At 33.7% G+C, this 23,401-nt stretch carries 17 protein-coding genes; 12 read left to right on the top strand and 5 right to left on the bottom strand.

Features of this window, described 5'->3' with window-relative positions:
• The first annotated feature begins 122 nt into the window (after positions 1-122).
• Together CEP47_RS07635 and CEP47_RS07630 are read left to right on the top strand one after the other, a co-directional pair.
• A complete protein-coding gene (locus CEP47_RS07635) occupies positions 123-623 on the top strand; it encodes a hypothetical protein (RefSeq protein ID WP_261920199.1) in 501 nt (166 codons plus the stop codon).
• Positions 624-644: 21 nt separating this feature from the next.
• The gene (locus tag CEP47_RS07630; protein ID WP_261920200.1) at positions 645-1,082 is read left to right on the top strand and encodes a DUF5384 family protein; all 438 of its coding nucleotides are present in this window, start codon (positions 645-647) and stop codon (positions 1,080-1,082) included.
• 191 nt (positions 1,083-1,273) lie between these two features.
• Here the strand turns inward: CEP47_RS07630 and carB are convergent, their stop codons facing one another.
• Both carB and carA read right to left on the bottom strand, forming a co-directional pair.
• Positions 1,274-4,465 (bottom strand): carbamoyl-phosphate synthase large subunit, encoded by a 3,192-nt coding sequence (gene carB, locus CEP47_RS07625; protein WP_261920201.1) that lies wholly within the window; start codon positions 4,463-4,465, stop codon positions 1,274-1,276.
• Positions 4,466-4,505: 40 nt separating this feature from the next.
• Positions 4,506-5,645, bottom strand: a complete 1,140-nt coding sequence (gene carA / locus CEP47_RS07620; protein ID WP_261920202.1) for a glutamine-hydrolyzing carbamoyl-phosphate synthase small subunit — start codon at positions 5,643-5,645, stop codon at positions 4,506-4,508.
• A 352-nt stretch (positions 5,646-5,997) separates the two neighbouring features.
• Here carA and CEP47_RS07615 point away from each other — a divergent pair, with 352 nt between their 5' ends.
• Positions 5,998-6,759: an MlaA family lipoprotein gene (locus tag CEP47_RS07615; RefSeq protein ID WP_261920203.1), complete on the top strand. Its 762-nt coding sequence runs from the start codon at positions 5,998-6,000 to the stop codon at positions 6,757-6,759.
• Between the two features lie 66 nt (positions 6,760-6,825).
• On the opposite strand, the gene CEP47_RS07610 is transcribed toward CEP47_RS07615, so the two are convergent.
• Entirely contained in the window at positions 6,826-9,306 is a 2,481-nt protein-coding gene (locus CEP47_RS07610) for an autotransporter domain-containing protein (protein ID WP_261920204.1), read from the bottom strand.
• Between the two features lie 571 nt (positions 9,307-9,877).
• Here CEP47_RS07610 and polA point away from each other — a divergent pair.
• Complete coding sequence (polA, locus tag CEP47_RS07605; protein WP_261920205.1) at positions 9,878-12,655, top strand: DNA polymerase I; 2,778 nt, start codon at positions 9,878-9,880, stop codon at positions 12,653-12,655.
• A 138-nt stretch (positions 12,656-12,793) separates the two neighbouring features.
• Positions 12,794-13,381, top strand: a complete 588-nt coding sequence (locus tag CEP47_RS07600) for a hypothetical protein (RefSeq protein WP_261920206.1) — start codon at positions 12,794-12,796, stop codon at positions 13,379-13,381.
• A gap of 106 nt (positions 13,382-13,487) precedes the next feature.
• On the opposite strand, the gene mutH is transcribed toward CEP47_RS07600, so the two are convergent.
• A complete protein-coding gene (gene mutH / locus CEP47_RS07595) occupies positions 13,488-14,174 on the bottom strand; it encodes a DNA mismatch repair endonuclease MutH (protein ID WP_261920207.1) in 687 nt (228 codons plus the stop codon).
• Positions 14,175-14,825: 651 nt separating this feature from the next.
• On the opposite strand from mutH, the gene pflA reads away from it, so the two are divergent.
• The 4 genes from pflA to adk all read left to right on the top strand — a co-directional run bounded on the left by pflA (position 14,826) and on the right by adk (position 18,625).
• The gene (gene pflA, locus CEP47_RS07590) at positions 14,826-15,569 is read left to right on the top strand and encodes a pyruvate formate lyase 1-activating protein (protein ID WP_261920208.1); all 744 of its coding nucleotides are present in this window, start codon (positions 14,826-14,828) and stop codon (positions 15,567-15,569) included.
• A gap of 34 nt (positions 15,570-15,603) precedes the next feature.
• Positions 15,604-16,620, top strand: a complete 1,017-nt coding sequence (gene galE / locus CEP47_RS07585) for a UDP-glucose 4-epimerase GalE (protein ID WP_261920209.1) — start codon at positions 15,604-15,606, stop codon at positions 16,618-16,620.
• 2 nt (positions 16,621-16,622) lie between these two features.
• Complete coding sequence (locus tag CEP47_RS07580) at positions 16,623-17,882, top strand: AmpG family muropeptide MFS transporter (protein WP_261920210.1); 1,260 nt, start codon at positions 16,623-16,625, stop codon at positions 17,880-17,882.
• Between the two features lie 98 nt (positions 17,883-17,980).
• Positions 17,981-18,625 carry an adenylate kinase gene (adk, locus tag CEP47_RS07575; protein ID WP_261920211.1) on the top strand — a complete coding sequence of 215 codons (645 nt, stop codon included), beginning with the start codon at positions 17,981-17,983 and terminating at the stop codon, positions 18,623-18,625.
• 56 nt (positions 18,626-18,681) lie between these two features.
• On the opposite strand, the gene CEP47_RS07570 is transcribed toward adk, so the two are convergent.
• Positions 18,682-19,341: a trimeric intracellular cation channel family protein gene (locus CEP47_RS07570; protein ID WP_261920212.1), complete on the bottom strand. Its 660-nt coding sequence runs from the start codon at positions 19,339-19,341 to the stop codon at positions 18,682-18,684.
• A gap of 169 nt (positions 19,342-19,510) precedes the next feature.
• Between CEP47_RS07570 and CEP47_RS07565 the strand changes: the two genes are divergently transcribed.
• The 3 genes from CEP47_RS07565 to rfbB all read left to right on the top strand — a co-directional run bounded on the left by CEP47_RS07565 (position 19,511) and on the right by rfbB (position 23,399).
• Positions 19,511-20,707 carry an MFS transporter gene (locus tag CEP47_RS07565; protein WP_261920213.1) on the top strand — a complete coding sequence of 399 codons (1,197 nt, stop codon included), beginning with the start codon at positions 19,511-19,513 and terminating at the stop codon, positions 20,705-20,707.
• 286 nt (positions 20,708-20,993) lie between these two features.
• The gene (locus CEP47_RS07560; protein WP_261920214.1) at positions 20,994-22,277 is read left to right on the top strand and encodes an NRAMP family divalent metal transporter; all 1,284 of its coding nucleotides are present in this window, start codon (positions 20,994-20,996) and stop codon (positions 22,275-22,277) included.
• Between the two features lie 90 nt (positions 22,278-22,367).
• The gene (gene rfbB, locus CEP47_RS07555; RefSeq protein WP_261921042.1) at positions 22,368-23,399 is read left to right on the top strand and encodes a dTDP-glucose 4,6-dehydratase; all 1,032 of its coding nucleotides are present in this window, start codon (positions 22,368-22,370) and stop codon (positions 23,397-23,399) included.
• Positions 23,400-23,401 lie beyond the last annotated feature (2 nt).

Here is a 23,401-nt window from a genome sequence, read left to right as displayed (position 1 = left end):
TATAATAGAAAGTATTTAGTGTATTTTAAAATAGTTATATTTAATTTAATGAAAAATATAATTGATCTTTATTTATACTCTATTAAAATTTTTTATCTTAATTTATTTTTTAAGAGGATTTTATGAAAAAATTTATCATTACTTTGTTTGCTAGTTTAATATTAGCTGGTTGTGTGACGAGTGGGGAAGATCTTGGTGCAGATGTATATGATGCAACTCAACTAAATACTAAACAAGAGACAAGAACAGTTCGTATTCTTTCTATAATTAAAGCAAAAGTAGCAGTAGATAATAAGGAACAGAAGCAAGCAGTTCAAACTTTTGGTGCTATTTTAAGTGGTGTTACAGGTGCTGTTATTGGTTATCAGTCTAGTGATGCAGGGGCAGTAGCTGGTGCTATAGCTGGTACAGCTGCAGGAGCTTTAGGTACTGCTTTAGTTAAAGATAAAGTTATAGTTGAAGGTGTGAGTTTAACTTATCGAGAAGGAAATAAAGTTTATACCTCTACTCAAGCTGGTAAAAGATGTCAATTTAAAGAAGGGATTGCATTGGTGATTACAACCAAGAAAAATGAAACAAGAATTCAGCCAAATGCTGAATGCCCTAGCCCTAAGAGTAAGTAATATATAAAATTAGGATAAATTATGAAATTTAATAATGTATTAGCACTATCTCTTTTTATATCTAATATTGCTACCGCTGATTTATCAGCGGTTGTTGCTGCAGAAGAGGCAGGAAAAAAAGCAATAGAACAAGCTAAAGAAAAAGCAAAACGTGAAGCAAAAGAAAAAGAGGAAAGAGCCTATAAGGAATATATAGCTGATAAAAGAAGAGATCAAGCTTATGAAGATCTATTAAGGCTTTTACAACTTGAAGCTATGAAATTAGAGTTAGAAAGAAAAAAAGCAAGAGTTAAAAGAGAAGATGATTTTATTGAGCAAGAATTGAAAAGAGAAGCTGCTAAAACTGATGTAATTCAATCAGATGCAGATGCTCGACGAAATATTTCAAAAGGAACAGAAACGCTTCTGATTAAAGAAGGGGAAGCGAGAGTTAAAAAAGAATCTGGTTTTTTCAAATAGTTGTATTATTATCAGGTTTTTTCTTTAATTTAGAAAAATTATGTTAGTTTTTTAGACTATTTCTAATTTTATTAGAAATAGTCTTTTTTATTTTTTGCTACTTTTTTGAATGCACGAAACAAGTTATCTAAATGCTCTAATTGATGATATAAAAAAGAGCAAATATAGATTTGCTCTTATATAAAATATCTTTAATGAATTTCTTGTAGAGGATAAATTGCCATTTTATTTAGACTTTTGATCCCTTCAACAATTGCTTTACCACCAGCAAGTGTGGTGTAAATTGGAATTCGATATTGCAATGCTTTACTGCGGATAGATTGGCTATCTATTACAGATTCAGGTTTGCCATCAATTGTATTGATGATAATAGCAATATCATTATTTTTGATCGCATCAATAATGTGCGGTCGCCCTTCTCGAACTTTATTTATTGTTTGAACATTAATGCCTTGGCTTTTTAAATAATTTGCTGTACCAAAAGTAGCACAAATACCATATCCAAAACTTTGTAGTTGTTGAACTAAAGGGACTATTTCGGCTTTATCTTGATCATCAACAGAAATAAAGACTTTACCACCATTTGGAATTTTTTCACCTGCACTTAATTGTGCTTTTAAGTAAGCTTCGGAGAAGGTTTTTCCAATTCCCATTACTTCACCAGTTGAGCGCATTTCTGGGCTTAAAATTGGATCTATGCCAGGGAATTTAATAAATGGAAATACGGCTTCTTTAACATAATAGAGAGTAGGCGTTGTTTCAGTGACAGCTTGTTGTTGTAAAGAGATTCCTGCCATCACACGAGCCGCAATCTTAGCAAGTGGAATTCCCGTTGCTTTACTAACGAATGGTACAGTACGAGAGGCTCTTGGATTAACTTCTAGAACATAGACTTGTTGATTTTGTACTGCAAATTGAACATTCATTAATCCAATAACATTTAATGCTTTTGCCATTGTAATAGTTTGGCGGCGAATTTCCTGTTGTAGTGTCTCATTAAGGGAATATGGAGGGAGTGAACAGGCGGAATCTCCGCTATGAATTCCAGCTTGTTCAATATGTTGCATAATACCACCAATGAAAACTTGTTCACCATCACAAATGCAGTCAACATCCACTTCGATTGCATTATTAAGAAAGTGATCAAGTAAGATTGGGCTATCTTCAGAAACTTGAACGGCTTCTCGCATATATTGTTGTAGTTGTTGATCATTATACACAATTTGCATCGCCCGTCCGCCTAGAACATAAGAAGGGCGAACAACCAGAGGATAACCAACTTGTTGAGCGAGTTTGCAAGCTTCGTCGGTATTACGTGCAATGCAATTGGCGGGTTGTTTTAAATTTAATTGATGTAAAACGTGTTGAAAACGTTCGCGATCTTCTGCGAGATCGATACTATTTGCCGATGTACCGATAATTTTCACACCATTTTGCTGGAGAGCATTTGCAAGTTTTAATGGGGTTTGTCCACCGTAATGAACTATCACACCATAAGGTTGTTCTACATGTACTATTTCGAGAACATCTTCTAAAGTAAGAGGTTCAAAATAAAGGCGATCAGAGGTATCAAAGTCGGTAGAAACGGTCTCTGGGTTACAATTAACCATAATAGTTTCAAAACCAGATTCTTTTAAGGCTAAAGCAGCATGAACACAGCAGTAATCAAATTCAATGCCTTGCCCTATTCGATTTGGCCCTCCACCTAAAATCATAATTTTTTTATTTTGGCTAGGTTGGGCTTCACATTCTTCTTCATAACAAGAATAAAGGTAGGCTATATCTGAATGAAATTCACCTGCACAGGTATCAACTCTTTTGTAAACAGGGTGCAAGTTTAAGGCAAATCTTAATTGACGAATTTCATTTTCTTGTACATTTATTAATTGTGCAATTCGTTTATCTGAAAAGCCTTTACGTTTTAAGCGGCGTAATTCAAAATGATCAAGATCAGTGATATTTTTTTGTTCAAGTGCTAATTCTTCAAGAACTAAATCTTGAATTTGAACTAAAAACCAGCGATCTATTTTAGAATAACGATGGACTTCTTCTACCGACCAACCTTGGGCAAAAGCATCTGCAACAAACAATAAGCGTTCAGGTCCTGGATTTGCTATTTCGTGACGAAGTTGTTCAATATTATTACTTTTCATCTGGAAACCACAAAGACCTGTTTCTAAGCTACGTAGAGCTTTTTGTAATGATTCCTGAAAAGTGCGTCCCATAGCCATTACTTCACCGACTGATTTCATTTGGGTGGTGAGACGATTATCTGCTTGTGGGAATTTTTCAAAAGCAAAACGAGGAATTTTGGTGACAACATAATCAATTGCAGGTTCAAAAGAAGCAGGAATTACACCACCAGTGATATCATTACGAAGTTCGTTGAGTGTATAACCAACGGCTAATTTTGCTGCAACTTTTGCAATAGGAAAACCTGTCGCTTTTGATGCTAATGCTGAAGAACGACTAACCCGAGGATTCATTTCAATCACAATCATTTCTCCATTATCTGGATTAATCGCAAATTGAACATTAGAACCACCAGTGTCAACACCGATTTCTCTTAATACCGCTAAAGAGGCATTTCGCATTATTTGATATTCTTTATCTGTTAATGTTTGAGCTGGTGCTACCGTGATGGAATCCCCTGTATGTACGCCCATTGGATCAAGATTTTCAATTGAACAAACGATAATGCAGTTATCTGCTTTATCTCGCACAACTTCCATTTCATATTCTTTCCAACCTAGCACTGATTGTTCAATTAATAATTCGTGTGTTGGTGATATTTCAAAGCCACGTTCACAGATTGCTTGAAATTCTTCACGATTATAGGCAATTCCACCACCACTGCCTCCCATTGTAAAAGATGGACGGATCAACGTTGGAAAGCCAATTTGTTGTTGGGCTTGCCAAGCTTCCTCTAAGCTATGGCAGACAAAAGATTTTGGGGTATTTAAGCCAATTTTTTCCATTGCTTGCTTAAAACGTCCACGATCTTCGGCTTTATCAATAGCGTCTTCGGTTGCTCCAATAAGCTCAACTTGATATTTTTTTAAAATACCTTGTTGCGATAGATCAAGAGCACAATTTAGGGCAGTTTGTCCACCCATTGTTGGCAGAATTGCATCTGGGCGTTCTTTTTCAATAATTTGTGCGACAGTTTGCCAACGAATAGGTTCTATATAAGTGACATCTGCCATATTTGGATCGGTCATAATGGTTGCAGGATTTGAGTTAACGAGTATTACTTTATACCCTTCTTCACGCAACGCTTTACAAGCTTGAGCCCCTGAATAATCGAATTCACAAGCTTGCCCAATAACGATTGGACCAGCACCAATAATTAAAATACTTTTTATATCTGTACGTTTTGGCATAGTATTTTCTCTCTTTAAGATTTACTGATGTTGTCTAGTTTTAGTTTTTTTGCGTAATTTGGTTTTGTTCCATATAGTGAATAAATTTATCAAACAGATAATCAATATCTTGGGGACCCGGACTCGCTTCAGGATGCCCTTGGAATGAAAATGCGGGTTGATGAATTAATTCTATTCCCTGAACTGAACCATCAAATAGAGAGCGATGAGTAACTTGAACTGTTGCAGGTAAACTCTTTTCATCTACTTCAAAACCATGATTTTGACTGGTAATTAATACTTTTTTGTTACTGAGATCTTCAACAGGATGGTTAGCTCCGTGGTGTCCAAAAGGCATTTTTTTAGTTTTAGCCCCTACCGCTAAGCCTAAGAGTTGATGTCCAAGACAAATACCAAAAATCGGTTTTTTAGTTGTTAATAGTTGTTGAATATTGTTAATTGCATAAGTACAAGGTTCAGGGTCACCTGGACCATTAGAGAGGAAAATACCATCTGGATTGAGTTTTAAAACCTCTTCAGCGGGTGTTGTTGCCGGAACAACGGTTAAACGGCAACCACGTTGTGCGAGCATACGTAAAATATTGTGTTTTACGCCAAAATCATATGCAACAACATGTAAGTGAGGAGTAGTTTGTTGGTGATAGCCAATTCCTAATTGCCATTCCCCTTGTTGCCACTGGTAAGGTTCATGACAGCTTATTTCTTTTGCTAAATCTTTGCCAGACATATTACCAAAACGTTGAGCGAGTTTTAATGCTTTTTCAGGATCGATGTGACCAGCCATAATACACCCTGCTTGTGTCCCTTTATCCCGTAACAGTCGGGTAAGGCGACGGGTATCAATATCGGCTATGGCTACAATTTTATGTTGTTTTAAATAATCACTGAGGCTTTGTTGGCTACGAAAGTTACTATAAATTAATGGTAAATCTCGAATAATTAATCCCGCAGCAGAAACTTGATGTGATTCACAATCTTCAGTATTGACACCAGTATTGCCAATATGAGGGTAAGTGAGTGTAACGATTTGTTTAGTATAAGAAGGATCAGTTAAAATTTCTTGATAACCAGTCATTGAAGTATTAAAAACAACTTCTCCAACTGTATCACCAGAATAACCAATTGATTTTCCATAGAAAATAGAACCATCAGCAAGGACTAAAATGGCAGGTTCAGACATACATTACTCCTAGTAATAATTTTACGGGTTGAACACTTACGAATGTTCATTAACCACAACTTAGCAAAATGTTATTGCATTTAACTAGCTAAATCGTGTCTGAATAGTTATTTAGCCGTAGCTAAATAAAATCGTAGTATTCTAATTAAGCAAAAACTGAAAAACAAGTTTAAAGTTAAAATGAAAAAATATGCTAATAATATGAATATTTATGCAATTGAAAGCAAGTGTTTTTTGCTGAAGAAGAATAAAAAGTAGGAAATAGGGAAAGATAATTTTTTTGTAGTTAAAATCAGTTTTTATTAGAATATTCCTTTATTTCAGCCTAAGTAACGAAAATGGTAGTTTATTTATGAATAAAACAGCAAGGTTATATACGCTTTTTATCTTTCTGGTCAGTATATTTGGATTGACAGCTTGTTCTTCTATTACTCCTGATAATTCAAATACTAATAATAACTCACAGTTAGAACGGTTTAATCGTTCAATGTGGAATGTGAATTATTATTTATTAGATCCTTATGTTTTACGTCCAGTTGCTCAAGGCTGGCGAAATTATGTTCCATCGCCAATTAAAACTGGCTTGCTCAATGTAGCGAATAATCTTGATGAACCAGCAAGTATGGTTAATCGCCTTCTAGAAGGGAATGTAAGATTATCAGTTATTCATTTAAATCGTTTTATTTTAGATACTGTATTTGGTTTGGGCGGTTTAATTAATTGGTCTGATTATGTTGATTCCTTAAAAATTGATGGAGAAAGAAGTTTTGGTGATACGTTGGGCTATTATGGAGTTGGTACAGGTTCTTATATTATGTTGCCAGGTTATGGTGCCTTCACACCACGTCAAGATCTAGGTCGATTAGTTGACTATACTTATCCAGCTTTATCTTTGTTGGGACCTTGGAGTTTATTAAAAGGTGGTATTCAAAGTATTAATAAGCGTGCAGAATTGTTAGAACAAGATGCTTTATTGTCTCAAGCACAAGATCCTTATATCATTTTCCGAGAAGCTTATTTTCAAAATTTAAAATTTAAAGTGAGTGATGGAAAAGCCACACAAGTTACACCAGCTATTCAATTTGATACGAAAGAATTAGATAGTATTGATTAAATAAATACATTAGAAAAAAACCTGTATTTTTAAATACAGGTTTTTTTATATTTTATAGTATCAACTTTAAAACTTATAATTGACCTGAATACCGTAAGATATTCCAGCAAGTTTTGATTTTTGATATTTTGTATATCCTAAAGTTCCTTCTATATTGAATAAAGGCGTGATTTGAATACTGGTAGATATATTATTGTCATAACGTATATCTAAATTTGAACTCATATTTTTATCTATACTTTCTGGATAATATCCTTTCATCTCTCCAATTTTTACTCTATGTATTCCAGTGCTGATACCAAACATAAAGGTATTTGAAGGCGTATAATTAATATTTAAGCTTGTTCCAATACTATTAGCATTTGTATATTTATTTAAAATTCCAGATTTTATTCTAGATACTGCTACATTTATTTGTGGTGAAATACTAATATTATTTTTTATATTAATTGTATAACCACCTTGTAATGTAGCATTCCCACTATAGAATTTTTTTATACCTTTAATTTTTATTACTTGATAATTTAATAATCCACCTGCATAGAAATTTCCTATTCTATGTATTCCGTAAATACCTGTAGAAAAACTATTATTTTTCTCATTAAAGATATTATAGGGATTATAAGGTAATAAACTTTTAACTTTTCCTATTTTATAAGAAGCTAAAATACCAATAGTAGTAGATTTTATTTTTTTGTCATATCCAACAGTGATGCCATTTGAATTAACAGAGTTATTTTTATATTTAAATTGATTATTATCTAATGTTACCCAAATACCTGTTTCTGTTTTCTTGATTAATTTATTAAGGCGACTATTGTCAATCTCAAAATTTTGCAGAAGTAATAATCTACTAATAGTAAAATCTTTGCTTTCTCTATCTATTTGCTCTAGTTTTTTAATAAAGTTTGATTTTACCTCTTCTGTTTCTGTTGAAGAATTTGAATTAGAACTATCATTTTCTTTTTCATCATCTGGAACTGGTGTTGTGTTGTCTCCATCTGTTACTTTATCTGCTTGATTGTTTGAATTTTCATTTTCAATATCACCATTAGTATTATCATTCGTATCTTTTTCTTCTGTTGGATCAGGTTTTAAATTTTTATCTGCTTCAGTTGGTAATTCTGGTGTTTCTACTGGTATCTCCACGCCCGTGTCTGAAAATGGTTTTTTTGTATGTTTTTCATATAATGCTTTCATTTCAGCTAAAGATTTTGCAGCTTCCATTTCATGAATGGCTTTATATGCATCTTGAAATTGATTAGGATCCGTATTAAATAAAAATCCAGGGTATTTTGTTGTATAGTAATTATTTAAAGCTTGCAGAACTTTCTCTTTATCTTTAGCAATTATATTTAAATTTTTTGCCTCTACTTCAGCTTCTGTAACAATACTTTGTATTGCACCTATACTTTTTGCATTGGCAATTTTTTGTTTATATTTATCTATTAGCTCATAACTAAAAGATACTTCACCTATTTGCTCAATTTTTTCTTCTGCTTTTTTCTTCTCTGGCTTTAAAAATGGATACATTTCATCAACGGTTACATTTCCATCTTTTACGGTGATTTCCTTACTGGCAGTTAATCCATCACCTAAATTAAGGGTTATCGTTGCTGTTCCTGCTTTTAATGGTTTTAATTCTCCATTATTTCCGATAGTAATAATTTTTGCATCAGATGAAGTCCACTCTTTACTATTAAAAATTATCGGAACTGTTGTAATCCAAGAACCACCATATTCTCCATTAATATTTATAGTAGCATTTGCACTTCCTTGATCTTTTGTTCCCAATGCATCAGGTAATTCTAAGGTTAATTTATCTAATTTAAGATTTTTAATCCCTGTTGTTTTGACTTTAAAAATCAAATCATTAATATTTTTTGCTTCTGTTGCTTTGGCTAATTTTGTTGTATCTTCTCTAGAAAGTGCTCCAGCTACCGCTCCCCAAGTATATTCTATACCTGCACTACTACCAGGATTTTTTGTTATAGCTAAATCTGCTTTGTAACTAGCTAAACCGATAGATTTATTTTTAGGATCGATTAATGAATAAAAATGCCCTACCTCAGGATCGGTAGTAAAGAGTTTGCCTTGTTTTCCTTCTTTATCATATTTTGCTTTATTCTTTTCATAATTATTCTTCTCTTTAATCCAAGAGTTAAGACCACCAATCACACTAGCACTATCATTGATTCCACTTCCAGCATTCCAAGCTAATATTTCTCCATATTTAGGGCTACTTCCATCTAACTTCCAATGTTCAGGAAAAATAGAAGCTTCTGCTGCACGTTCTTTTGCTGCGTCTTCTAAATGAGAGCTATATTTAATTTCTACAAAATTATTCCCATATAAGGTTCTTAGCCCAAAATAATCATTTTCAATTGCTAGTTTACGCCATTGATTAATTGTATTTAACGCTTCTTCTTGATTAAATTCCCCAGATTTTCCCGGAATTTTTACTTCAAAAGTATTTGCACTTATGACAATTTCTGGAGATGTTATTAATAGTGCAGAGGATAAGAATATTTGTATTTTTTTCTTCATAGTTTTTCTATATTACCTTGAATAGGATATTTTTAAATTAAAAATAACATTAATAAATATCTTTAAAAATTAAGATTAAAGATATTTATTCGATATTATAATTTAGGTTTAATGTTAGAAATGTTAGTTGATGGTGGCTTGCAATTTTTATAAAAATGCTTTGAATTGTTATTTATAATATTTGTTATTGAATTTTATATAAAATTTTAACTTTTCATAATTTATTCTTTGAATTATATTATTTTTTAGGAAAAAATTCAATATTTCCCAATAGAAACGCCAATTAGCTGGTTTTTTTAGATTGTGAATCTGAAGATTTATGGATTCAACAGAAGCAACCTGTACCATTGCAAACAGATGATTTAAAATTGAGATTAGAGCAGCATTGGCAAAGTTTAACTAATGATCAACGGCGTAGTTTTATCAATTTTTTAGATCAATTTAATTCATTAAATTGATGGATTAGTTTAAATTTTAGTTGGTTTTTCATAGTATCAGCAGAAACTAGCACCTCCTTTAGATTTTTTGTTATCATCATATCTATTTTATTTGACTAGTTGAGAATTTAATTATGGCTAAAATTGCAGAAAATCCATTAGTGTTAGTGGATGGTTCTTCCTATCTTTATCGGGCTTTTAATGTTTTTCCTTCTTTAACAAATTCTGCTGGCGAGCCTACTGGGGCAATGTATGGGGTGTTAAATATGTTGAAAAGTTTGATTGCCCAAGTACAGCCCACTCATATGGCAGTGGTGTTTGATGCGAAAGGAAAAACTTTTCGAGATAAAATGTATGCAGAATATAAGTCGCATCGCCCACCAATGCCTTCTGAGTTACGTCAACAGATAGAGCCTTTACATCAGATTATTCGGGCAATGGGATTGCCTTTACTCGTTGTTGAAGGCGTAGAAGCAGATGATGTGATTGGTACTTTAGCAAAACAAGCGTCAGCGAAGGGGCAGAATGTATTGATCAGTACAGGCGATAAAGATATGGCACAGCTAGTAGATCAACATATTATGCTTATCAATACAATGACGGATACTTTATTAGATCAGCAAGGTGTGAATGATAAATATGGTATACCGCCTGAATTAGTGATCGATTTTCTCGCATTAATGGGAGATAGTTCGGATAATATTCCGGGAGTTGCAGGTGTTGGAGAAAAAACAGCATTAGGATTATTGCAAGGAATTGGTGGGGTAGCAGAAATTTATGCAAACTTAGATAAAGTAGCAAGGCTACCAATTCGAGGGGCAAAAAAATTAGGGGAGAAGTTATTAGCGGCTAAGGCGGATGCGGAATTATCCTATCAGTTAGCGACAATTAAGACTGATGTTGAATTAGGAGTAACAACACAAGAGTTAGTGTTATCACCAGCAAATAATGATCTTTTAATAGAATATTATGGACGTTATCAGTTTAAACGCTGGTTAAATGAAATTTTAACAGGGGATATAACAAATCATTCCCTAAAATCTGCCATTCAAGCTGAAACTGAAACTAATAATGTAAGTGAGGTTAAGCCAGTTTCTCTTCAGTTAGATCGCAGTCAATATCAGATGATTTTAACAGCAGAAGATTTAGCGTTATGGTTAGAGAAGTTAAAGCAAGCTAAATTAATAGCAATTGATACTGAAACGACCAGTTTGAATTATATGCAAGCGGAGTTAGTGGGGATTTCTTTTGCATTAGAAAATGGTGAGGCAAGTTATTTACCTTTACAACACCGTTATTTAGATGTGCCTGTACAGCTGCCCATTACTGAAACCCTAGAGCAGCTAAGACCTATTTTAGAAAATACAGAAATTAAAAAAGTTGGGCAGAATATTAAATATGATCAGACGATTTTTGCTCGTTATGGGATCATATTACAAGGCATTGCTTTTGATACAATGTTAGAGTCTTATTTGTTAGAGAGTACTGGTCGTCATAATATGGATGATTTAGCTTTACGCTATTTAGGATATAAAACCATTACTTTTGAGGAGATTGCAGGTAAAGGTAAAAATCAATTAACTTTCGATCAAATTGAGTTAAGTCAAGCGACAGAATATGCAGCAGAAGATGCGGATATTACTATGAAACTGCATCAAACGTTATCGAAACGTTTAGAACAAGAACCTAAATTGAGTGAATTATTCCATCAAATGGAAATGCCATTAGTTAGCGTACTATCAAGAATGGAGCGTTATGGCGTAAAAATTGACACAGATTTACTTGAACAACATTCAAATGAGTTGGCGGTACGTTTAACTGAATTAGAGCAAAAAGCACACCAATTAGCAGGACAAACTTTTAATTTAGCGTCAACCAAACAATTACAAGACATTTTATTTACTCAATTAGGATTGCCTGTTATTAAGAAAACGCCAAAAGGTGCACCTTCTACCAGTGAAGAAGTATTAGAAGAATTAGCTTTAGAGCATGAATTGCCAAGAGTACTAGTTGAATATCGAGGATTGAGTAAGTTAAAGTCAACTTATACCGATAAATTGCCTTTAATGGTTGATCCGAATACACAAAGAGTGCATACCTCTTATCATCAAGCGGTAACAGCGACAGGGCGTCTTTCTTCTTCAGATCCAAATTTACAAAATATCCCTATTCGAAATCAGGAAGGGCGTCGGATTCGTCAAGCCTTTATCGCAGAAAAAGGGTATAAAATTGTGGCGGCAGATTATTCACAAATTGAATTGCGTATTATGGCACAGTTATCTGGTGATCAAGGGTTATTAGAGGCTTTTGCTCAAGGGAAAGATATCCATCAAGCAACGGCTGCAGAGATTTTTGATCTTCCTTTAGAACAGGTTAGTAATGAACAACGCCGTAGTGCAAAAGCGATTAATTTTGGTTTAATTTATGGTATGAGTTCATTTGGTTTAGCTCAACAATTAGGGATTGGACGTAATCAAGCACAGGAATATATTGATCGCTATTTTCAACGTTATCCAGGGGTACAGCAGTTTATGGTTGATATTCGTGAGAAAGCGAAAGAGAAAGGTTATGTTGAAACTTTATTTGGTCGCAGATTGTATTTACCCGATATTCAATCAAGTAATGCGATTAGACGTAAAGCCGCTGAACGTGTTGCAATTAATGCACCAATGCAAGGCACAGCCGCTGATATTATTAAGCGAGCAATGATAGAGTTGGATAAGCAATTATGTAATAAAACTGATATTAGAATGGTAATGCAAGTGCATGATGAGTTGGTGTTTGAGGTTAAAGAAGAGCAGGTTGAACATTATACTGCATTAATTAAGCACGCTATGCAAAATGCAGCAACCTTAAATGTCCCTTTGATTGTTGATGTTGGCGTTGGCGATAATTGGGATGAAGCGCATTAATCTCACTAATTTTGCATTTGCTGACTTTTTGTTTTACACAACAACATAGGTGGTAAATTTGATCTTGGAATGGGCGTTGCTATATACTTTATCCAATCGAAGTTAGTTTATTTACTTTATCAGAATTAAGGAAGTTAAATGAAAGTTATTAAATTATTCTGCTTAGTTTTATTCTTAGGTATCTCTAGTGTAGCTCATGCGGCTATTGATGTTAATTTTATTAAATCAAAGTCAAAATATGAGACAGCAACAGAAAATCCTTGGGTGCCAATTGTGTATATGTTTGATCGTTATGAAGCTGATGCAACATTAGAGTTTGCTGCCCAAGGTTTTGTATTACCAGATACAGGTAAATTGGTTCAGATGAAAAAGAGTGCTGAAATTTTGTTAATTATGCCACGGATAGATGAATTACAGAAATATTTGCCGCAGTTAGCCGCAACAACTCAGCATCTGTATTTGTTTATTATGGACGATGATAAAGCACCAGAACCTTATGGAGATCGTAGTTGGGCAAAATTTAAAGCCTCTGGTCTTGAAAATAAATTACCAAAAAATGTGAAGGTTTTTCGTTTGAAAAATGAATCAGTGACACCTCAAGATGGTAAAAATGGGTTTGAATATCCAACAGATATTCTTCACAGTGCGGTATTTAAGCATCAAATTAATCCTATTTTTACAAGCCTAACCACGGTTTGGAATAATTATCCGCCGCTTGCTAAATAATAAAACTTAACTCTAATTAATAGGTGCTAATTATGATTAGCACCTATTTTTTTATGAGTATTAAGATGTTGCTTGTAGTAATAACGCAATAATAAAAACTATTAATTTAAGTTATGTTTGTGAAGTTTTGTAATATTTCAGCAGTAAAGGATTTACGCAAATAGAAACCAAGAGGCAAGGTTTCTATTATTTCACCACTTTGTCCGATTGCTCGTGTTAGGGCTTGTGCATTTCTACCTTTAGGACGTAATTGTAATACTTCACCTATTGTTGCTGTGATGCTTTTTACTTTTCCAAGAACAATTAAATCCATTAGTTCTTCCCAATCTTTTTGTAATCGTGCTTCTTGCTCGCTAGTTGGTTGCCATAAAATAGGCATACCTATTTTTCGTTGTGCTAAAGGAATTGAGCGTTCCCCTTCAACTGGAATCCAAAGTACTTTTGATAATTTATAACGGACATGGGAATGTTGCCAGATAATCCCACTATTTTCGATTAAAGGTGCAAGGCTAACAAAAGTGGTTTCCAATGGGTATCCTTGACTATTCACTGGAATTGTTTTTAATTCAATCCCCAATTCAACAAAATCTTGTTCGGGCTTACTGCCTGCTTTTGCCCCTAATGCAGTTTCTAATAGCATGCCAACCCAGCCTTTATCTCGTTTTAAATTAGGTGGTATTGGTAGATGGAAGATGTGTGCGACTTCGGCAAAAGTTAGCCCAGCGAGATGTTTAGCTTTAGTTAATAGCTCGGTTTCATTTTTTATGATGGTATGAGAGAGAGAAATTGGCATTATTTAATATCACTATAAATTTAACTCAAGTATAACGGATATTTTACGCTAACTTTTCAAATTAGGCTTGTTAAATAGGAAAATAGCTAAGTTGCTGTAAAAATAGACAATTGCTGTAGAAAAAATTTTAAGCTTTATATGGCATTATTTTCTTTAATTAAACTATTGTTTTATATAAATTTTTATAAAAAATGTACTGTATATAAAAACTACAAAATAGGTTTATACCCAGTTATCCTTAAATTCAATCACACATTTATCCACAGAAATCTTGGATAACTTAGAGGCTGGATAAAAATTCAGTATTGCTTTTTCCATTTAATTGACTATAGATATTTTTTCTGTTGAAAACTTATTCATTTTAGAGTTTTTTTATCCACTGAGAATAAATGGTAATATTTTAGTGTAAATGATAATTTCAAAATAAAAAATTGCAATAAAATCAATATGAAATGATTCATTTTTTGAAAAATACTAACGGAGACTTAAAAAAGTATTCACAGTTTTATCCACAGGTAGTGTTACTCAAATAGATCTTTTCTATAATCAAAATTCAAAATTCAGCTTTCTATTCGTTTTTTAATTCCATTTCAGGTAAAATCATTGCCTTAAATTTTCTATTCTCAATTTAATTTAAAAGGCTGTTAGTGTATGTCTGTAATTGGCAGAATTCATTCATTTGAATCTTGTGGAACGGTGGATGGTCCCGGAATTCGTTTTATTCTTTTTATGCAAGGTTGTTTGATGCGTTGTAAGTATTGTCATAATCGAGATACTTGGGATTTGCATGGTGGACGAGAGATAACAGTTGAAGAAGTTATGAAAGAAGTTGTCACTTATCGACATTTTATGAATGCTTCGGGTGGTGGTGTAACTGCTTCTGGCGGAGAAGCTATTCTACAAGCAGAATTTGTGAGAGATTGGTTTCGAGCTTGTAAAAAAGAAGGGATTAATACCTGTTTAGATACAAATGGCTTTGTACGTCATTATGATAATGTTATTGATGAATTACTTGATGTTACAGATCTAGTTTTACTGGATTTAAAAGAGTTAGATGACAGTATCCACCAAAATTTAATAGGAGTTCCTAATAAGCGAACCCTTGAATTTGCAAAATATCTTGAAAAAAGACAACAAAAAACTTGGATTCGTTATGTTGTTGTCCCCGGTTATACTGATGATGATCACTCCATTCATTTGTTAGGTGAATTTATTCAGAATATGAAAAATATCGAGAAAGTAGAATTATTACCCTATCATCAGTTAGGCAAGCATAAATGGGAAGAAATGGGATTGAAATATGAGTTGGAAAGGGTCAAACCACCAACGAAAGAAAAAATGGAACATATTCAAGCCTTGTTAGTAAGTTATGGTTTAAAGAATGTAACTTTTTAGGAAAAGAGCTGAAGATCTAAGAGAGGAAGAAATAATGACTGTATTGGTAACAGGTGGAGCGGGTTATATCGGTTCTCATACTGTAGTGGAACTGTTAAATAGTGGTAAAAAGGTTATCGTATTAGATAATTTAAGTAATTCATCTGCTAAGTCATTAGAGAGAGTGAAACAAATTACTGGTAGGGAGGTCATTTTCTACCAAGGTGATATTTTAGATCGAGAATTATTACAACGGATTTTTACACAACATAAAATCCAAGCTGTGATCCATTTTGCTGGGTTAAAAGCAGTGGGGGAAAGTGTTAATAAACCACTTGCGTATTATCAAAATAATGTTACAGGTTCTCTTACATTGTTAGAAGAAATGCGAAAAGCAGGTGTATCGAATTTTGTTTTTAGCTCTTCGGCAACGGTATATGGTGATCCTGAATCTGTACCTATTACTGAAACTTGTAAGGTGGGTGGTACAACAAATCCTTATGGCACATCTAAGTTAATGGTTGAACAGATCTTAATGGATATGACTAAAGCGGATAAAGGTTTTAGTGCAACAATCTTGCGTTATTTTAATCCAGTTGGTGCTCATGAAAGTGGTTTAATCGGTGAAGATCCAAATGGTATTCCTAATAATTTGCTCCCTTATATTAGCCAAGTTGCAATCGGAAAATTAGCTAAATTATCTGTTTTTGGTAGTGATTACCCTACTCATGATGGCACGGGGGTAAGAGATTATATCCATGTTGTCGATTTAGCAATTGGGCATTTAAAAGCATTAGAAAAACACCAAGATCAAGCAGGGCTATATATTTACAATCTTGGGACTGGAAAAGGATATTCCGTGTTAGATATGCTAAAAGCGTTTGAAAAAGCTAACCAGATTGAGATCCCTTATCAAGTAGTTGATCGTCGGGCTGGAGATATTGCAATTTGCTATTCTGATCCGACAAAAGCGTTACAGCAGTTAGGTTGGAAAACTGAACGAGATCTTACACAAATGATGAGAGATACTTGGCATTGGCAGAAAAATAATCCAAACGGATATAAGGAGTGAGTATGCTAACTTCAGGGGTAATACGACAGATTTTTAGTCGAAAAATGTTAATCTGTATTTTTATAGGCTTTAGTTCAGGATTGCCTCTTTATGTTTTATTCACATTTTTGCCCTACTGGTTACGTAAAGAACAGGTTGATCTGGCAACAATAGGATTGTTCACTTTAATTGGTTTTCCTTACACTTGGAAATTTGTTTGGGCACCATTATTTGATCGTTTTAGTATTCCTTGGTTGGGAAGACGAAGAGGTTGGATTATTGTCGCTCAGTTATTGATCTTTATTGGTATAATTGCTTTTTCAGGTTTAAATCCTCAACAGAATATTACCTTAATTGCAGTATTAGCTGTAATGCTTGCCTTTTTTTCGGCAACACAAGATATCGTTTTAGATGCCTATCGCCGAGAAATTCTAGATGATAATGAAATGGGATTAGGTAATTCAATCTATGTGAATGCTTACCGCTTATCAGGATTAATTCCGGGCTCTCTATCCATTTTCTTAAGTGGTTACTATGCGTGGTCGTCCGTTTTTATCATCACTGCTTTATTTATGTTGCCTGGAATTTTCGCAACTTTAATGCTCTTTTTTGAAAAGCCACAGCCAATCGGTACACCGAAAACATTAAAAGATACTATTATCAACCCATTTATGGAGTATTATCAACGTAAAGGAAAAACAGAAATGTTATTGGTATTAGCTTTTTTATGTTTATATAAATTAGGTGATGCGATGGCAACTACTTTGATGACACCATTTTATGTTGATATGGGATATAGCAGTACGGATATTGCGTTAGTTGCAAAAAATGCCACCTTATGGCCTTTATTAATTTCAAGCGTGATTGGCGGCATTATTATGCTCAGAATTGGTATTAATCGAGCATTGTGGCTTTTTGGTTTTGTTCAGATCACGACAATTTTAGGTTTTGTATGGCTTTCGCACTTTGGCAAGTTTGGGCAGATCGGTACCTTTGAATTAATGGCTTTAGCGGGGGTTTTAGCTGGAGAGTATATTGGTGTAGGCTTAGGCACTACCGCTTTTGTTGCGTTTATTACTCGAGAAACTAATCCATTATATACCGCAACACAGTTTGCACTTTTTACCAGTTTAACCGCGTTACCAAGAACATTATTAGGTTCATCTGCTGGTGTTTTAGTTGATAATATGGGGTATTACCATTTCTATTGGCTCTGTTTTTTCCTAGCTATTCCGGGAATGTTACTATTATTAAAGGTTGCACCTTGGAATGAAAAGTTGTGAAAAACATAACTGAGAAGGGTTAAACTTGAGTTTATTTCTTTAACAAGGTATTTTATACAGTTTTACTTTATTTAATTTTATTTACAGAGGTTTTTTTAATGAAAATTATTCTTTTGGGAGCACCCGGTGCTGGTAAAGGTACACAAGCACAATTTATGATGAATAAGTATGGTATTCCACAAATTTCAACGGGTGATATGTTGAGAGCAGCGATTAAATCAGGTTCTGAATTAGGGCAAAAAGCAAAAGGTTTAATGGATGCAGGGCAATTAGTGCCAGATGACTTAATTATTGCACTTGTAAAAGATCGAGTTTCTCAAGCAGATTGTAAAAATGGTTTTTTATTAGATGGCTTCCCACGTACTTTACCACAAGCAGATGCCTTAAAAGCTGCAGGCATTGCTATTGATTTTGTCTTAGAATTTGATGTACCAGATGAGATCATCGTTGAACGTATGAGTGGTCGTAGAGTTCATCCAGCTTCAGGTCGTACTTATCATATTGTGTATAATCCACCTAAAGTTGAAGGAAAAGATGATGAAACTGGGGAAGATCTGATTATTCGTGCAGATGATAAAGCAGAAACCGTATTAGATCGTTTGAAAGTTTACCATTCAACAACAAAACCACTTGTTGAATATTATCGTAAAGAAGCTGAATTAGGTAAGACTAAATACCACCGTTTAGATGGTACTCAAAGTGTTGAAGCGGTTAGCCAAAAATTAGTTGAGATTTTAGGTTAAGCATAGCTATTTCAGAATATAAATAAAAAGTGCGATATTATCGCACTTTTTATTTATTATTTTTTTCTACTAGGTAATTTTTCTAGCCAACGAAAATGAGTATATTTTTCTTCTTGATAATCAAAGACAGGCAAACTTAGCTTAAATCGAATGGCGAGTAGGCGAAAACTAAAACCTATCCCCAAAGTGGTAAGAACCGCAATATTATGTGACATACCCAAATATTGTGCACTGATGTAAACACAGGTAGCCGAAAAAGCAACACTGGCATACAGTTCTTTTTGAAATACTAAGGGAATACGATTACATAACAGATCACGCAATACCCCACCGAATGCCCCAGTGATAACAGCAGCAACACAAGCGATGATAAAACCGTGTCCCATATCTAAGGCAACTTGTGCACCAATAATTGAAAAGACAATTAACCCTAAGGCATCAAGAACCAAAAAAACTGTTTTAAGGTATCGCATTAATGGAGCGATAAAAACCGTGAGTATTGCCGCACTAGTCACAATGAGAAGATATTCAGGGTGTTTTACCCAGCCAAGAGGGTAATGACCGAGTAAAACATCTCTTACCGAGCCACCACCAATTGCCGTCATTGAGGCAATAATAATGACACCAAAAATATCCATTTTCTCACGTCCTGCCGCTAAAGCTCCAGTAATTGCTTCGGCAGTGATCCCGATAATATATAGTATGGTTAATAACATAAAATACCTGCTTTTGCGAAATCTGATCAGTAAATTATCTGACAAAATATAGAGGGAACGAAAGTGAAAATAAAGTAGATTATCCTAAAATTTTATTTGTTATCTTTTTCTTACTTGCTTTATGATAATTGTTTTATGATAAAAAATAATTAATTTTTGAGTAAACACAATGATCTTATTTCGTTCCCGAGAATATTATTTTGCGACTTTAGTATTAGCAATTTCTTCATTTTTAATTTTCTGTAATCTTTATGCGGTACAACCGATACTTTCTGTATTTTCTGAGTATTATCAAGTATCAATTTCTACAGCTAATTGGATTTTTGCAGGAGGATCTTTAGGGTTGAGTTGTTCTCTGATTCCTTGGGCATTATTATCAGATCGTTTTGGTCGGCGTAAGATTATTTTGATCAGCTTATTATGTTCCTCATTGATCGCAATATTGATGTTTTTTGTCGATTCAGTATTTGCTTGGATTTTAGGGCGAATTATTCAAGGAGTTGCATTAGCTGGCTTGCCCTCAGTCGCTGTTGCTTATATAACAGAAGAATTTGAATCTAAATCAATAGCTGGTGCAGTAGGTACATATATTGCCGCTAATTCATTAGGTGGAATTTCAGGACGCTTAATAGGTGGTGTTTTAGCAGAATACTTTGGTTTAAATGCACCGATGTTATTTTGTGGAATAGTAACTTTTATTGGTGTGGTTATTGCTTGGTTTTATTTACCAACAGAAAGATATTTTAAATCTCACCCTCTCACTATCACGACCTTGAGAGCTAATCTTTGTAGTAATATTCGTAACTTAGTAATATTCCCAACATTTTGTATAGGTGCGGTCTGTTTCGGTGTGTTTGTTAACCTTTTTACAGTGATAGGCTTACGTTTGCAACACGCCCCGTGGAATTTATCCACCACACAAATTTCTTTACTTTTTTTGTGTTATTTGAGTGGAACATTGTCAGCTAGTTTAACTGGAAAATTAACTCGCCGTTTTTCACCACTAAGAGGAATGTTTTATGGTTGGGCAGTGCTTGTAATCGGTGTTTTATTACTGTTTTCCACTTGGTTATCCTTAATGATTGTTGGATTGCTAGTTTGCAGTATTGGCTTTTTTACAACCCACGCTTTAGCGAGTGGTTGGGTAAGTCGTAAGGCTACGCAAGCAAGAGCATTAGCATCGGCACTTTATCTTTCATTTTATTATCTAGGAGCAAGTTTTATTGGTTTTTATGTTATTCCTCTTTGGCGAAATTATGGTTGGAACCTAATGATTATAGGTGTGCTTGCTTTGTTATTAGTTATTCCAATTATGTTATTTTTTATTCATAAATATGAAAAATTAAGCAATAACAATCCAAAATAAAAAAGATTTTCTAGGGATAGATGAAATAGCATAGAGTTGCTTTAAATTAGAGTAATATCTGAAAAAATCCTATTTATTCAGATAAAAATACTTTAAATTAAAAATATACGAAATTAAATAAAATTAGAATTAACATACTTGGATTTTAAGTTGTTGTTTTAAAAGTGATTTTTAAACATTGGATTTAAACTGAAAGTTTGAATACGTAATCAAATCTGATTAGAATGCTTAACACTCGTCAATTGAGTGGTGTATTTTAAGGTTAATTGAAAATCAGGAGAAGTAAATGAAGAGCAACACACCAATAATAGAAAATAGTGCAACCTCCCCAGTGGAGCAGAGCAACTGGAAAAGTAAATTTAAGGCATTAGGTCCCGGCATTTTAATGGCTTCTGCTGCTGTGGGTGGATCACATTTAATTGCCTCAACACAGGCTGGTGCAATTTATGGTTGGCAATTAGCGATTATTATTATTTTAGCGAATCTCTTTAAATACCCTTTTTTCCGTTTTGGGGCACAATATACTTTAGATAGTGGACATACCTTACTCGAAGGTTACCTCAAAAAAGGGAAAGGGTATCTTTGGATTTTCTTTATTTTAAATTTATTTGCTACTGTGGTGAATACAGCTGCTGTCGCTCTATTATCTGCGGTTATTTTATCTTTTGTACTACCTTTTGCTGTGCCTATCCCAACTTTAAGTTTACTCGTGTTAGGGATAAGTTTAGCAATTTTACTCTTCGGAAAATATCGTGTATTAGATTCTTTATCAAAAGTGGTGATGCTTTCACTTACTATTGCAACTGTAACCGCCGTAGTTATTGCAGCATCAAGAGGCGCTGTTGCACCACCTGATTATATTAGTGCAACACCTTGGAGTTTAGCTTCATTAGGTTTTATTGTTGCTTTAATGGGCTGGATGCCTGCACCAATTGAGATTTCAGCTATAAATTCAATGTGGGTGGTGGCAAAGCGCCGTTTAACTCCTATTTCATATAAAGATGGAATTTTTGATTTTAATGTTGGTTATATCGGTACCGCTATTTTAGCATTAGTTTTTCTCGCATTAGGAGCATTAGTGCAATATGGATCTGGGATTAAGGTTGAATTAGTTGGTGGTAAATATGTTGCTCAATTAATTGGTATGTATTCCTCAACCATTGGCGAATGGGCGAGAGTACTAATTGCCTTTATTGCATTTATGTGTATGTTTGGCACAACAATTACTGTTGTAGATGGTTATTCTAGAACAAATGTTGAAAGTATACGTTTGATTTTAAATAGAAAATCTACTCGCTTAAGTTACCTTAATTTAGCGATGTTATTTGCTACAATTGGTGGTATTAGTGTTATTTTCTTCTTTAATAATGCTTTAGGCCCAATGTTAAGATTCGCAATGATAGCATCTTTTGTCACCACACCTATTTTTGGTGCGTTGAATTTATTATTAGTCTTAAATGGCAAACATAAAGTCAAGGGCGGATTATTATGGCTATCGTTAATTGGTTTATTCTACCTAACCGCTTTTACAGGCTTATTTATTATCTACCAAGCGGGGTGGTTGGCTTGATTTAACGAATTATATATTGTAAATAAAGGCTTACTATTTTTTATAGTTAAGCCTTTTTTATTATTGTTATTTTATTTATCTAATAGGGAAATAAAAGTGAAAATATTAGTAACTGGAGGAGCAGGATTCATAGGTTCAGCTGTCATTCGGTATCTTATTATGCAAACGCAATATGAAGTAGTTAATGTCGATAAATTAACTTATGCTGGTAATTTACGTACATTAACTTCGGTTGAGAATCATCCTAAATATCGGTTTGAATTGGTAGATATTTGCGATCGTTATGAATTAGAGAGGGTGTTTGAGCAATATCAACCCGATTTAATTATGAATTTAGCGGCAGAAAGCCATGTAGATAGATCGATTGATGATCCTACATTATTTATACAAACTAATATTATTGGAACTTACCATTTATTGGAGGTTAGCCGTCATTATTGGCAAAAATTAGAGAAAAAGAAAAAAGAACAGTTTCGATTTCATCATATTTCAACGGATGAAGTTTATGGTGATTTATCTGATTGTTTAGAAAAATTTACTGAAAAAACAGCTTATGCACCTTCAAGTCCTTATTCAGCCTCTAAAGCCTCAAGCGATCATTTAGTTAGGGCATGGGGTAGAACTTATGGTTTACCCATTATTATTACTAATAGTTCAAATAATTATGGACCATATCAAAATACAGAAAAGTTAATTCCTTTGATGATTACAAGAGCATTGGAAGGAAAAGATTTGCCTATATATGGTAGTGGATTGCAAATTCGAGATTGGCTATATGTAGAAGATCATGCTATTGCTTTATATACAGTACTGACAAAAGGCAAAATAGGTGAAACTTATAATATTGGGGGAAATAGCCCTAAAACAAATATAGAAGTAGTAAAGATGATTTGTGCTTTATTAGATGAATTCGTTCCATTAAAACAAGGAAAAATTAAGCAGTACCAACAGTTGATTAAACATGTTGAAGATCGTCCCGGGCATGACTTTAAATATGTACTGAGTACCCAAAAAATTGAAAGAGAATTAGGTTGGAAACCTAGAGAGAATTTTGCAACAGGTTTAAAGAAAACAGTAGAGTGGTATTTATCGAATTTAAAGGAAAAAGATTTGATAAAATAAAG

The sequence above is a fragment of the Mergibacter septicus genome (assembly GCF_003265225.1).
In the GTDB taxonomy this organism is placed as follows: Bacteria; Pseudomonadota; Gammaproteobacteria; order Enterobacterales; family Pasteurellaceae; genus Mergibacter; species Mergibacter septicus.
This window is presented reverse-complemented; position numbering and strand designations above follow the sequence as displayed.

What these genes read in the sequence shown, in the direction of transcription:
- CEP47_RS07635 (WP_261920199.1), top strand. Translation starts at nt 123, where the DNA reads ATGAAAAAATTTATCATTACTTTGTTTGCTAGTTTAATATTAGCTGGT.
- CEP47_RS07630 (WP_261920200.1), top strand. Translation starts at nt 645, where the DNA reads ATGAAATTTAATAATGTATTAGCACTATCTCTTTTTATATCTAATATT.
- carB (WP_261920201.1), bottom strand. Translation starts at nt 4,465, where the DNA reads ATGCCAAAACGTACAGATATAAAAAGTATTTTAATTATTGGTGCTGGT.
- carA (WP_261920202.1), bottom strand. Translation starts at nt 5,645, where the DNA reads ATGTCTGAACCTGCCATTTTAGTCCTTGCTGATGGTTCTATTTTCTAT.
- CEP47_RS07615 (WP_261920203.1), top strand. Translation starts at nt 5,998, where the DNA reads ATGAATAAAACAGCAAGGTTATATACGCTTTTTATCTTTCTGGTCAGT.
- CEP47_RS07610 (WP_261920204.1), bottom strand. Translation starts at nt 9,306, where the DNA reads ATGAAGAAAAAAATACAAATATTCTTATCCTCTGCACTATTAATAACA.
- polA (WP_261920205.1), top strand. Translation starts at nt 9,878, where the DNA reads ATGGCTAAAATTGCAGAAAATCCATTAGTGTTAGTGGATGGTTCTTCC.
- CEP47_RS07600 (WP_261920206.1), top strand. Translation starts at nt 12,794, where the DNA reads ATGAAAGTTATTAAATTATTCTGCTTAGTTTTATTCTTAGGTATCTCT.
- mutH (WP_261920207.1), bottom strand. Translation starts at nt 14,174, where the DNA reads ATGCCAATTTCTCTCTCTCATACCATCATAAAAAATGAAACCGAGCTA.
- pflA (WP_261920208.1), top strand. Translation starts at nt 14,826, where the DNA reads ATGTCTGTAATTGGCAGAATTCATTCATTTGAATCTTGTGGAACGGTG.
- galE (WP_261920209.1), top strand. Translation starts at nt 15,604, where the DNA reads ATGACTGTATTGGTAACAGGTGGAGCGGGTTATATCGGTTCTCATACT.
- CEP47_RS07580 (WP_261920210.1), top strand. Translation starts at nt 16,623, where the DNA reads ATGCTAACTTCAGGGGTAATACGACAGATTTTTAGTCGAAAAATGTTA.
- adk (WP_261920211.1), top strand. Translation starts at nt 17,981, where the DNA reads ATGAAAATTATTCTTTTGGGAGCACCCGGTGCTGGTAAAGGTACACAA.
- CEP47_RS07570 (WP_261920212.1), bottom strand. Translation starts at nt 19,341, where the DNA reads ATGTTATTAACCATACTATATATTATCGGGATCACTGCCGAAGCAATT.
- CEP47_RS07565 (WP_261920213.1), top strand. Translation starts at nt 19,511, where the DNA reads ATGATCTTATTTCGTTCCCGAGAATATTATTTTGCGACTTTAGTATTA.
- CEP47_RS07560 (WP_261920214.1), top strand. Translation starts at nt 20,994, where the DNA reads ATGAAGAGCAACACACCAATAATAGAAAATAGTGCAACCTCCCCAGTG.